The sequence below is a fragment of the Vibrio pelagius genome, from assembly GCF_024347575.1.
Classification (GTDB): Bacteria; Pseudomonadota; Gammaproteobacteria; order Enterobacterales; family Vibrionaceae; genus Vibrio; species Vibrio pelagius.
This window is the reverse complement of the sequence record NZ_AP025503.1, coordinates 237,293-249,967: the sequence shown is the minus strand read 5'-3', so window position 1 is coordinate 249,967 and position 12,675 is coordinate 237,293. Positions and strand designations below refer to the sequence as shown.

General features: G+C 40.2%; 12 protein-coding genes and 2 pseudogenes. 5 read left to right on the top strand and 9 right to left on the bottom strand.

Annotated elements, in window-relative coordinates; translation table 11 throughout:
* Positions 1–157: 157 nt before the first annotated feature.
* The 4 genes and pseudogenes from vsple_RS01135 to vsple_RS01120 form a co-directional block, all read right to left on the bottom strand.
* Positions 158–390: pseudogene (locus vsple_RS01135) on the bottom strand (IS481 family transposase); the annotation flags it as partial.
* Positions 391–612: 222 nt separating this feature from the next.
* The gene (locus vsple_RS01130) at positions 613–1,380 is read right to left on the bottom strand and encodes a hypothetical protein (RefSeq protein WP_261882451.1); all 768 of its coding nucleotides are present in this window, start codon (positions 1,378–1,380) and stop codon (positions 613–615) included.
* A 58-nt stretch (positions 1,381–1,438) separates the two neighbouring features.
* A complete protein-coding gene (locus vsple_RS01125) occupies positions 1,439–1,804 on the bottom strand; it encodes a hypothetical protein (protein WP_261882450.1) in 366 nt (121 codons plus the stop codon).
* Between the two features lie 119 nt (positions 1,805–1,923).
* Positions 1,924–2,484, bottom strand: a complete 561-nt coding sequence (locus vsple_RS01120; protein WP_261882449.1) for a hypothetical protein — start codon at positions 2,482–2,484, stop codon at positions 1,924–1,926.
* Between the two features lie 241 nt (positions 2,485–2,725).
* Here vsple_RS01120 and vsple_RS01115 point away from each other — a divergent pair, with 241 nt between their 5' ends.
* Entirely contained in the window at positions 2,726–3,040 is a 315-nt protein-coding gene (locus vsple_RS01115; RefSeq protein WP_261882448.1) for a hypothetical protein, read from the top strand.
* A gap of 686 nt (positions 3,041–3,726) precedes the next feature.
* Here vsple_RS01115 and vsple_RS01110 read toward each other — a convergent pair.
* The 3 genes from vsple_RS01110 to rbsK all read right to left on the bottom strand — a co-directional run bounded on the left by vsple_RS01110 (position 3,727) and on the right by rbsK (position 7,140).
* Complete coding sequence (locus vsple_RS01110) at positions 3,727–4,755, bottom strand: aldose 1-epimerase family protein (protein WP_261882447.1); 1,029 nt, start codon at positions 4,753–4,755, stop codon at positions 3,727–3,729.
* 49 nt (positions 4,756–4,804) lie between these two features.
* Complete coding sequence (gene fucP, locus vsple_RS01105; RefSeq protein WP_261882446.1) at positions 4,805–6,127, bottom strand: L-fucose:H+ symporter permease; 1,323 nt, start codon at positions 6,125–6,127, stop codon at positions 4,805–4,807.
* Between the two features lie 89 nt (positions 6,128–6,216).
* Entirely contained in the window at positions 6,217–7,140 is a 924-nt protein-coding gene (gene rbsK / locus vsple_RS01100; protein ID WP_261882445.1) for a ribokinase, read from the bottom strand.
* 213 nt (positions 7,141–7,353) lie between these two features.
* On the opposite strand from rbsK, the gene deoC reads away from it, so the two are divergent.
* Positions 7,354–8,013, top strand: a complete 660-nt coding sequence (gene deoC, locus vsple_RS01095; RefSeq protein ID WP_261882444.1) for a deoxyribose-phosphate aldolase — start codon at positions 7,354–7,356, stop codon at positions 8,011–8,013.
* Positions 8,014–8,056: 43 nt separating this feature from the next.
* The gene (locus vsple_RS01090; protein ID WP_261882443.1) at positions 8,057–8,923 is read left to right on the top strand and encodes a DeoR family transcriptional regulator; all 867 of its coding nucleotides are present in this window, start codon (positions 8,057–8,059) and stop codon (positions 8,921–8,923) included.
* Between the two features lie 276 nt (positions 8,924–9,199).
* On the opposite strand, the pseudogene vsple_RS01085 reads toward vsple_RS01090, so the two are convergent.
* A pseudogene (locus vsple_RS01085) lies at positions 9,200–9,517 on the bottom strand (IS30 family transposase); the annotation flags it as partial.
* A gap of 234 nt (positions 9,518–9,751) precedes the next feature.
* Between vsple_RS01085 and vsple_RS01080 the strand changes: the two are divergent.
* The gene (locus vsple_RS01080) at positions 9,752–10,282 is read left to right on the top strand and encodes a D-lyxose/D-mannose family sugar isomerase (RefSeq protein ID WP_261882442.1); all 531 of its coding nucleotides are present in this window, start codon (positions 9,752–9,754) and stop codon (positions 10,280–10,282) included.
* Between the two features lie 65 nt (positions 10,283–10,347).
* Here vsple_RS01080 and vsple_RS01075 read toward each other — a convergent pair whose 3' ends face one another.
* Positions 10,348–11,358, bottom strand: coding sequence for a LacI family DNA-binding transcriptional regulator (locus vsple_RS01075; RefSeq protein ID WP_261882441.1), 1,011 nt, complete (start codon positions 11,356–11,358; stop codon positions 10,348–10,350).
* Between the two features lie 278 nt (positions 11,359–11,636).
* On the opposite strand from vsple_RS01075, the gene vsple_RS01070 reads away from it, so the two are divergent.
* Positions 11,637–12,671 (top strand): NAD(P)-dependent alcohol dehydrogenase, encoded by a 1,035-nt coding sequence (locus vsple_RS01070; RefSeq protein WP_261882440.1) that lies wholly within the window; start codon positions 11,637–11,639, stop codon positions 12,669–12,671.
* Positions 12,672–12,675 lie beyond the last annotated feature (4 nt).

The window sequence follows — 12,675 nt, the reverse complement described above, 5'->3', positions numbered from 1 at the left end:
TTCCCTCAGATTTGTGTCGAATGCTTCTCTGGATATAAACATCACTAACTCGCAATATACGTAACAATTTAAGGTGGGGAAACCACGAGGAATTAAAGGTTACTCTATCTCACTCCAGTCTACGACTGTCGACGCTATGCACAAAAATGTACATACCCAAAGGGGTTTGATCAGATATCTCAGTAATTGGGGCTAGCCCTTTGACGAACGGTGGGACTTCTCCCAATTACAGAAGTGTTGCCATTCTGCTAAAAGCATATCTAACTTTTCCAGCCTCACAGAATATCTATGATCGGATAGAGCTCACTTTTGCGGCGTGCGTTTCACTTTGCCATTCAAGTGAGGAGTACCAACCCTATTTGAACGATACCTGAACCCATAAATCATGAGTTATGGTAACCTACCATTTATCAACATGCACATCATCTTCAATCGCCTCTCATTGACGCATCCCTTCTACCACGCGTTTCATCTTTATCATGCTTGATTTGAACAAACATTCCGTGATTTCATATAGGATCAGGCGACGGGCTTTCACATCATCATCACACGTAGGGCGTAGTTCAAGTCTCTTGTCACTATATTTGAGATTCAAACGATAAAGCGAATGATTTAGCATTCATCCCAACGTCGACGAAGTGTGCCTATTTTTGCATCCGCACGTAGTGAGTTTCCATCGGGGTCGCAAAGCTTGACTGAGCCTTCCGGCAGCCCAAAAACATCTTCTATTATTGTCCGAATCGATCCCACTCTTGCGTCTGCTCGAGCCGCTCGAGTTCGGGTATAAATGCCTTTAGAGTGTGAGGCAACAAAGTCCTCAGAGTTAACGACATGGTCGACTTCAGAGCCATCAGCTTTGGTTGTTTTTTTTAACAAGTCGCCGGCTTCATAAACTTTGGCCTGACTTGGATAACGTTCAAAATGGTGTTCATCATATTGAACACTTTCATCCGCGGTCTCTTCAATACTCTCTGTCGAAGAGGCTACCGCCCAAGTGACATTGTCTTCTTGCTGCCAAATAAAGCCATCTTCTATATGAAGCCTACGACGGGATTGGTTTGTGAAAATAGAACCTCCGTAGCGAGCACCTACCCCAGGTATGGATTGGAATCCATTCAAAATCACCGATAAAGCATTCGGGCTTCCAACCACACCAATAAAGATTGAACTGCCTGAATGCCCAAAGTTGACAGATAATACCTGTTGTACATAAACAGTGGCACGCAGATCCGGTGATGACTCTGCCAATGGCCGTAAAGTCTCAACGATAATGTCCACATAGTCGTAGCACCCTGTCGGAAGGCTGTCTATATCCACTTCAATAGTGTCTACTGCTTTTGGGGAATTAATGAAATGTAACTCATTAATCAGTCGTTCCATGTTTAGATCTCCAAGTTCTCAATGAGGGTAATATTCAGGTGTAGCAAAATCGGAAAGTTTATTCACTCAGACGCTGACTTTCGCTCGACAAGGCGTCTCTAATAAGCCCCACCTGTTTCAGCATTTGCGTATCAGAACCTCCTAGCCATTCATGATGTTTGGTCATCGCGTTCAACTGTTTCTCAAGTGAAAACGATTTTCTCATCAATTGCTCTAACATTGGTCGGCTTTTCAGCGTGATGGATGAAGAGTACGCCGTCCTTGCCAGATGACATGCATTTTGAAGATATAACTGAAGCTCAAGGATCGAGTTTTGTTCACCTAGCGAATGGGAATGTTTTTTCTTTTCGTCTAATAGTCGATAAAGGCTGACCATTGGATGGGAGAGCTTGATTGGTAGTTCTGGAAAACTGGTCTTATCCATGTTGAGTCCGTCCGCTAGTTTTTTGAAAATACGCAGAGAAAATAAAAGGCATTAGAAAGTACGATTAAGCGTGTGTACCGCCGTATCAAAACCAGTGCACACCGCTTAATGGCGATGTCTTAACCGACGGCGTATGTTGTCGATCTATAAGCAGAAGCAATAAAACTGAACGTACCCGCACCAACAATATGATTTAACACTCTCACATCCTGACTGGAGCTGGTCGAGCATGACAAAGCTCGATGGTACAAAGCGCTAAAGGCCACCAAACCTTCTCCCCAAGTGATTTCCCTCGTAGGGGCAATCACGGCATTACAAAATGACTTATGGTATTCGAATATTTCTTCGATACCTTTGGCAACATCGCAACTTGAAAAGCATAAACACGTATCTTTCAAATGTGGCCACGCTATCTCATCAAACTCTTGCCACGTAATAAACTCGTCCGTTAACGCAATACCCTCTTCAGATCCATGGCCGCTAAAATGCACATACTTGATGTGCTTACTTGCTGCATATTTAATGGCTTTTTCAAAGTAAGCTTTATTGACCACTTCAAAATGCTTTGCTGATACCCCTTGTAGCTTCAAAACCTCTTTAAGGGTCGCGCCTTCATATCTATCGTCAAAAATATCTTTTGCACTTCTTGACTCAATAATTAATATTTCATGTTTAGCCACAATCCATCGACCTAAATTATTATGTTTAACATTAACAGTAACAGTAACAGTAACAGTAACAGTAACAGTAACAGTAACAGTATCTTAGGTCATTTTTATAGCTATGTCTTCGCCATAATGGATAAGATGCATACAAAGAGCTTAAAAGAGGCTTGGTCGTTAATGCTCTAATCCAAAAATCAGGAGATAAATGATGATTTTTTGAGGTGGTTAGGGCATCAATTATATTGGAGTATTAAAGTTGAAAGTTATCGAGTTACGAGAATATAAAATCAGACCCGGAAAAACGTCTGAATGGCTACGTTGGATGCACGAAGAGCTTCTCCCCTACCAACGATCCAAAGGTATGGTCATAGTCGATACATATATCCAAACGGACGACACCGACACTGACTTTTTTGTCTGGCTCCGAGAATTTGAAAATGAAGAAGCCAGACAGCGGATTTATGAAGAAACCTATAATGATTGGTGGATTAGCGAGATTCGCCCGAAAGTCTTTACATTGATCGACGAAACCTCAATTAGTGTCAAATTACTTCACTCAGTTGACTTATAAATCAACCTTAATGATGCCACTGAACTCGTTGGTGAGCCAGTTTTCGCCAAATCGATTTTTGTCTCGTCGTCGCTTAACACCGAGAAGGCGTACGTAAAATAGCCTTGTACATCAATTAGATAAACGTTATCCATAACAAATAAGGGTAGGGATCTCTCGCCCTCATTATTTTATTTTTGGCTCAATATTTCTAATAAAAGCTCGATCTCATTGTGCGTGGGCCAAAAAATACTTCACGCAAAGTATCAACAATCATTTCTGGATTTAGGAGCACGCTTGTGGACTACTCTCCTTATCACATGTCTTATTAATGAGCCTGTAGCTATCGATAACAAACGCGATTTATGCAATGGTTTAAGGTTGAGGTTTTCTCGTTCGACGTTATAAATAAGCAACACCAACAACCCTTGGTTGCTTAATTTAAACACAAGAACGGCTCCCAATAGGGAACCGCTCTTCATTATTTACCAAACTACGCCTACCAAAATTCTGGTTGAAACAGGCGATCGGGGAACAGCCTTAAACCTTAAGGTCGTGACCTTTGACTCGACAAGGTATGACGTAAGCTCCATTACAAAGGAATTCTAAAAAGACAGGAACGAGTAATTCGCTCCAGTTGTATTGTCGTTGCTTACTAAGGGGTACCTACATCAATGATTGTTCCCTTACTTTATCAATCACAACCTTTACATGAACTCATGTTGTAAAACGATGCCCGTAGTCACAGAAAACACTCTAACTTCTTGAGGTTGTAAGTGAATGAGCGTGTTATTTCTTTTCGCTGCCAGGTAGCCCTCGGGACGACACGTTGCAGGTAGTACATACGCCCCTACCTTCTGGTCCCCATTATGCAGAATCCAACGAGTCGCATAATTCAGCATTGATGTATCGAACCTGGTCACTAATGTTTTTCCGTTAGCGATCTCCATTTCAAATTCAGCATGCTGAGTGAACTGAGATAAATTATCCATAAAGTAGACTATTTCAGGGTCATACATGTCGGGAGTGGATAGTTGCTGTATTGGTTTTTCTCGCGATTTTAATGATTCATTAAAATCTAACCACTGCGGCGTTGGTTTAACGTGGCTAGGAACAGACTCTCGCAATGTTATCGCAGTATCGGGAATGTTCTGCTTCAATTTAGCATTAGGGAAATAGGCTGTATTCATGTGACACATATATTGAAGAGGCATAGGAACAGACGCAAGGTTCTGCACTTTCATTGCAATATCAAATAAAGATGCGCCTTTCTCCAATGTGACCGATGGTGTTGCAAGATAATGGTCTCCAAAACCCATAACATATTCATACTCACCTGTGATGGTAACTTTCTGTTCGTCTATCTCTAGCCAAGCCTTATCCATACTCGCACACGGCATTTCACCATGAAGAGGGTGAGAATCCTCAGAGCTAGGACAACCATTGCGAATGAGCCCCGAGTGAAAAGCAAAGCAGCCATACGTCGCTACAACTTCCTTCTCTAGTTTTGGTTCAGAAAACATGTTTTCCATGCATAAGTCTTCACCAAGAAACTTTGCGTCCCATATCATCTGCCCCATATAAGGTAAGATAACCAAATAACCCTGAGAGTTTTCTATCTTTAATGCTTCAATTCCCGAATTATATTTAAAGCCAGACACTTTAAAGTTTTCAGATTCAACAATTATATTTTCTTGATTATTAAACTGACTTCTTTTCAACGGTAAAGTATACATGTTGATATCTCCAGAAGGTAAAAGCTACGATTAAAGTAGCTTTATTATATTAATTGACTTGTTTTTTTAATTCAGGTTGTTCTTGGCTTTTGCTTTTCATTTCGCCAACAAAGTAATAGCCAACATAACCAAAACAAACAAAGTTCACTAAGAAAGATAATTGCATGCCAACAACATCGGCCACTAAACCTTGAATTGCCGGTACAACAGCTGCTCCTACAATTGCCATAACAATGACTGCGCCCGCCGTTTCTGTATATTTATTGTCTACTGTATCCAATGTACCTGCGTAAATAGTCGCCCAACAAGGACCAAAGAGAATACTCACACCAACTGCTACGTATACCGCACTAAAGTCATGAACTAAAGATACGTACGCTAGAAACACCATACCAACGATTGAATAGGTAATTAGTACTTTCTCGGCAGGAAATTTAGTCATTAATATGTTCGCGATGAATTTACCAATAAAGAAACAAACAAATGAGTACACCATATAATTAGAGGCTACACGCTCGTTAATGTCAGCCATCTCTAGTGCTAAACGTATTGTGAAAGACCATACTGCGACTTGCATACCTACATATAAAAACTGTGCAATAATACCCTTTTTGAATCGAGAGTTAGTCGATAGGTACTGCAGAGTTTCGCTAATAGACGGTGCCTTTTTACCGCTTTGTTGAGCTACTTTACATTTAGGGTATTGCGTGAACGAAAAGAGAGTAAGAACACCAATAAGAATAAAGATTATGTACTTATAAGGCTTTAAAGTGTGCTCTAGCATTTCCAAACGAAATGCATGAACCTGTTCTGGCGACATGGCTGCCATTTGCGACTCTAGGCTAGCTCCTTCTTGGAAAATCAGGTATTTACCAAGAAGGATACCTGCAATCGCACCTACAGGATAAAAAGTTTGGCTGATGTTAAGACGAAGTGTTGCATGTGATTTAGGCCCAAGCATCGAAGAGTAAGTGTTCGCCGCTGTTTCTAGGAATGACAAGCCAACTGCAATAGCAAAGATCGCAGCCAAGAACATGGTATAAGTCGCCATGTGAGAAGCTGGGAAGAAAGCCGCACACCCAAATATATAAAGTGATAAGCCAATCATAATAGCAACTTTATACGATGATTTTTTTATTACGATAGAAGCAGGTATCGCAATTAAGAAATACCCACCATAAAATGCACTCTGTACAAGAGCACTTGCAAAGTTGGATAATTCAAAAACCGACTTAAATTGGGTGATTAAAATATCATTCAGCGCAGCAGCGCAGCCCCATAATGGGAATAGACAAGATAATAGTATAAATTGGAATATGGGCGTTTTATCTAAATACCCATCAGCTCCTTGGATTGTGTTATTTTTTATCATTGTAGGTTTCCTTTTAGTACACGTTATTCTTGGCTCATAAAAATGAGCCATATTAATTTTAAATTCAATCCATTATATTGTTTATTATTTTATTTTTTAGCTTCGAATTCTTTAAATTGCTCGATACTAGGGTAAGAAAATTGCGTCCCCTTTTCAGTTACACTAAATGCAGCAAATAACGAGGCTTTTTCTAACGACTTTTTCACGTCGCAGGTTTGCATAAAATAATGTGAGAAGCAGCCTATAAATGCATCTCCGGCACCACTCGTGTCCACAGCATTGACTTTTGTTGGCTCAATAAAGACTTCCTTTCCGTCCTTATTCAACCATAATGCTCCTTTTTCTCCCATGGTCACAATAATGTTATTCAGACCTTTATTAAGAAGAATCTTTGCCGCTTCTTTTATTTGTTCGACTGTTTCAACTGGCTTGTTTACTAGTATTTCTAACTCTGTTTCATTCGGAACAAAAAATTCACATCGGCATGCATACTCAATATCAAGCTCAGGAACAGCTGGGGCTGGATTAAGAAGCACGGGGATATTGTGCTTATTACCGAACTCAATCGCAGCATAAACGGTTTCAAGTGGCACTTCGAGTTGAAGAACGATCAAGCTACAATCAATCAGTGTGCTCTCCGCTTTATCAATATCAGCCGGTTTAAGATACTCATTAGCCCCTTTAATGATCAAAATTGAGTTCTGAGATGTGGGGTTGACAAATATAGGTGCAACTCCACTTGAGATCTGTGGAACTTTGCTTACATATTGTGTGTTAATACCATAGGACTGAAAGTTTCTGATCGTATTATCGGCGAACATATCATCACCTACCTTACTAACCATAACTACATCAGCTCCCATCTTCGCAGCAGCTACAGCTTGGTTAGCTCCTTTCCCACCACAACCCATTTTGAATGATGGAGCTTCTAATGTTTCACCTTCTTTTGGCATACGTTCCGTGTATGAAATGAGATCGACCATGTTAGATCCGATTACAGCAATTGTTTTCATTGTTCACTCTCTATTCGTGTTATTAAATTAACACTAATCTATTTAAACACCTCTTTACCGAGACAAAGATCACTCAATTGATGATTTTTTCAGCTAAAACGTGAGGAGCCACGCATATAAACACAATAAAAAGTTAATTTCAGAACACATATCAACCTTCGGTGTTATAAAAATAACACGAAGGTACTTTCAAATTAAACATAAGGTAATACCATGAACCACTACATTGACCACACTCTTCTATTAGCGAATGCAACAACCCATCAAATCAATAAATTATGCGACGAAGCACATGAGCATCAGTTTTTCTCTGTTTGCGTTAACCCGGGATTTGTTGAGTATTGTGCTGAACGTTTAGCAAAATCAAATGTGAAGATCTGCACAGTTATTGGCTTCCCACTGGGCGCAAACACAACAGAGACCAAGGTATTCGAGACCCAAAATGCTATTACACTAGGGGCTGACGAAATTGACATGGTGGTGAACATTAGCGAGGTGCTTAATGGAAATTGGGATATCGTTGAAAATGAGATCAGAGCAATTAAGGAAACTTGTGGAGAAGTCTTACTCAAAGTGATCTTCGAAACTTGCTTGTTAAATAATGAACAAATTGTTCATTTATGTCACATTAGTAAACGTGTTGGTGCCAATTTTGTGAAAACCTCAACAGGTTTTTCTACAGGTGGTACAACAGTTGAGCATATTAGATTAATGCGTGATAATGTTGACCAACAAATGGGGGTGAAAGCATCCGGTGGAGTTCGCACAAGAGAAACAGCACAAGCAATGATTGATGCAGGAGCGTCCCGAATAGGTGCCAGTGCTAGTGTCAGCATCGTCTCTGGTGAAGCTCCAACAAGTGATGGTTACTAAGAGCAAGAATCATTCGACAGTGAAAAATCGGAAATGGAAAAACATGGTTACAAAGCGGTTAGAAAGGCTTAGACGGATTGAAGCATGCCTAAAACACAGCGACAAAATTCATTTGAAAGAAGTCGCTCGTCTTTTAGAAGTGTCAGAAATGACCGTTCGTCGAGATTTAAGCTCCAATGCTGCACATTCATTTCCTCTAGAATACTACGGTGGGTATATCCGCCGTGGTAGTCCGATCGTCCACGACGATACATGGGAAGATCAAGAACCGAGCAGTGAAGAGCTATTACCTTCAACTTTACCTACAGCGTCAAGTCCCCCCTCTTCAAAAAGTAAAGTCAGCCCTACTAACATTTACCATCCAACTAAGGTTAACAACTACATATCGACTGTCGTCTCAGATTTTGTTGAAATGAATGACGTCGTTTATTTTGATAACGGTGTGCTCAATGCGGATATAATAGGATCAATACCTGATCACGTTAAATTCACAGGCGTTACTGCTTCAATGAATGTTTTCATTGCTCTTAAGAACAAACCTAACTGTAAAGCGATCTTACAAGGTGGTGATTACAATGCGTTGCACGATACTTTCATTTCAACATCTAATGACGTAATAACTTCAATGGTCTTTCAAAAGATATTTATTTCATCTGCCGGCGTACACGACAAGTTTGGTGTGACAGCTTCAGACAGGTTAGTGTCGAACATCGCCAACTTAGTTATGGAAAGAAGCATGAAAAGATATCTAATCGTAGAGAAAAAGACCATCAATCAAGCGGCAACATACAAGATCGGTGGTTTGCTTGACTTCCATTATCTAATTTCTGATGACGCTTTACCGCACAAACTAGAAACAGCCTGTAACGAAGCCCGCTTACAGGTGTTAACGCCACTATCAAACACATAATGCTTAGTTATTAAGCTCGATAGCTTGTTTTATAAAAACTGCCTTTTTACTACGGGCAGTTTTTATTTATTCAAGAACCTAACGCAGTGCAAACGTAACAAGGGGCCGAATTACACAACATGTTAAACAGTGAATCAAAGTAACATTCAATTTAAGGGTTACTTTATACGCAATATTTCCCGCCTAATGCATTCGTTTGGTCCCGAATTCAACTGCGAAGTACGACACTCTCCAATATCAAGCCACCAATGCCATTTCTTTAAAGACAATCGCTGATTACTTGAAGTCTAAGCACGTTTTCGGTCGATAATTTATCCGTGATACAACGAATTCAATATCGCTGTCTGTTACCGTTGTTAAGTCGGTTCCTTTCTGCACATATTGCCTAGCATTTTCTTTGGCTCCTCGCTCCCAAGAGCTATAAAAGTGGGCAAACTACACATCAGCCTCCAATGCCTTTGCGATGGTTTCATGACCTGCAAACTCTCTCCCGCAATCTGTCGTGACGGTATGGACATATTCCTTATAAAGCATGAGTAGCTCTATAGTGGCTTTGATGACATTATCTGCTGACTTCGATGGCACTTTCTTGATTTATATCAGCGGGAGATATCAATTTAAGTAAGTCTATAATAAAGAAGCCGCTCTCGATCTGACTTAGAAAAGTATGCCCCACGTGCGTAGTTAATTACTCAACATTGTAAGTCAGGTCACACAAAGAAAGTATTTATTGTCGCGTTAGAATGTTAATAGATATAGTCTTAAGTTATCAACTTTCATCGAAATTCCATTCGCTTGCGAATGGTTCTCTATTGACAGGGTTAAATTATGGATTCCATAGAAAGCATTTCAACCGATATTAACAATATCATTGAAAAGTCAGGCCTCTTTCTAAAAATGGAGGAGATTACCTCACTTGAGATAACAGACTTTGGGCTAGATAAATTTCGTGAGCAAGGACTGGTTATTCACACCTACGTAAATACCGAGAGATGTTGCGCAAAAGAGTTGATCATGCTCCCCCATCAAACCTGCCCAGAACACATACATCCGACTGCTGGTAAGGTAGAAGGCAAAGAGGAAACTTTTCGCTGTCGATTTGGACGTGTCAGCATCTTTATTTCAGGACAAGCAACTGAAAAACCTACGACCTCACTCCCAAAAGACATTGAGAATTTTAGCGTCTTTCACGAAGTAGTACTTGAGAAAGGCGATCAATTAACGCTTTCTCCAGATTCGAAACATTGGTTTAAAGCTCACACTGATGGTGCTGTGCTTTCCGAATTCTCAACCAATTCAAACGATGAAACCGATATCTTTACAAACCCTAACATACGAAGAGAAAGTCGATTATTTTGATCGCCACCTTGTCTGGAGCAATCAGCCTCATATAAAACGAGGCTTTATTAACAAATTCTTAGGGCTCAAAGTTCATCATAGGGTTGCTTTGACAGGACTTTCCCTCGAATCACAATATCTCCTATGTTCGAGTTGCTCTTACTTTCTATCACTCTGATAAGCTGACTGACTGACTGGATGGCTAATTCATCAATATTATGTTCAATACATGGTATTGAAACGCCAAAACTTTCCGCCCCCACAACTCTATCTATGCTATAAAAATTTATATCATCCCCGGGTTTGTACCCACTTAAATAACTCGCCTCTAAGCACCCAAGCGTGATTTGGTTATTTAACCCTACGATGGCATCTGGCTTAGAGTTATTAAGAAATATTTTCACATTTTCACTCGCCAATCTTTTGTTAAAATCCGCGTGAATGATGCTGACCTTCATTTGTGAACACAATTGCTGAAATACACGACTCATCCCAGCTAAGCGATCGTTTGATACTTTCGATTGAGGTGGTCCGGCAACAATCAACAGTTCTTTATTTTGGTCTTTAATTATTTCTTTAGCCAACTTGTGCCCAGAGTCAATATTGTCTAGGTAGACACCGCAATCATGTGGTTGCTCAACATATCTATCAAGTAAGACAACCGGTATTTCTATGTGTTTCAGATGTTTAAAATAACTTGGCTGATAATTCTCTTCTTCAGAGATAACACTGATAATAATGCCCTCAACGTTATAACTTACTAACGTATTAACACAACTCTCCTCTATATCGCTCGACTCATCTGAAGTGAAAAAAATACAATTGTACCCTCTTTCAGCAGCGTACCTTGAGATCCGCTCAATAGCTTTTGCAAAAAAAGGGTTTTGAATAGAAGGGACAATCACTCCTATGGATTTAGAGCCTGACTTTAAGCCTTTGGCAAGCATATTCGGGATGTATCCCATTTCTTTGGCCAGTTTTTGTATTTTTTCTCTTGTTTCTGCCTTTACCTTGTCGGGTGTCGAAAGTGCTCTGCTAACTGTAATTGCCGTAACATTCGCTCTTTTTGCAATATCTGCCATTGTTATTTTTTTCATTTTATCTTTCTACGCACTCGCTTGATAAGTAAACGCCAAGGTATTGCCCGGCACTGACACCAGTCTATAAGGCATTCTAACAGCGTTAACCCTCAAACAAAAATGTTATAAGAAACATTTTAATGTTATGAGAATCACAAAAAGACACAAAAGACACATATATAAGCTTAAAATTCATCCGTCATATGATTTTTGTGATCCGTAAAGTATAAATAAACACCTCAAAAGGTTAGATTTTCGTCACACACAATGTTAACGATAACAATAGAGGTGACATAATGAGAGCTCTTGTACTAGAAGAAACCAACAAGCTAACTTTGACGGAAGTTAAAGAACCACAACTAGAAAGTAAAGATGACGTGAAAATCAAAATCCAGTCAGTCGGAATTTGTGGTTCTGATGTCCACTACTATCAACACGGTAAGATTGGCCATTTTATAGTAGAGAAGCCTATGGTCTTAGGTCATGAGGCATCTGGTATTGTCACAGAGGTTGGAGAGAATGTTCAACACCTTAAAGTTGGCGATCGCGTTTGCATGGAACCCGGCGTACCTTCCCCCTCTTCACGTGAAGTAATGGGAGGGTTTTACAACCTAGACCCTAATGTTAAGTTTTGGGCTACACCTCCATATGATGGTTGCTGTTCTGATTATGCCGTCCACCCTGCCGCATTCACCTTCAAAATTCCAGATCACATGAGCTTCGCTGAAGCAGCAATGGTTGAACCTTTAGCTATCGGCATGCAGGCAGCAACAAAAGCTGAGATCAAACCAGGTGATGTTGCCTTAATTTATGGAGCAGGAACCATTGGCGTGATGTGCGCGCTGTCGGCCTTAGCTGGAGGGTGTTCTAACGTTATCGTTGCTGACGTTGTTGATGAAAAACTTAACATTATTTCGGCTTATGAAGGCATTACCACGGTTAACAGCAGTAAAGAAAGCGTTCAAGACGTTGTTAATACCATCACAAATGGTATTGGTGTCGATGTTTTATTTGAGTGTTGCGGTGTTGAATCAGTGATCACCAATATGTGCAGTGTAATCGCACCCAATGGAACAGCGGTTCTAGTTGGTATGCCTATCGAGCCCGTTAAATTCGACATTGTGGCTGCACAAGTTAAAGAAATCACCTTCAAAACCATTTTCCGCTACGCAAACATGTACCCAAAAACGATTAACCTTATTTCTTCTGGGAAGATTAATGTTAAGCCTCTTATCAGTCGCACATTCAAATTTGACGACTCTATTGAGGCTTACCAGCGCGCGGTAGAAGCTCACCCTTCTGATGTAAAAATCATCATTGATATGGAGTAATTAA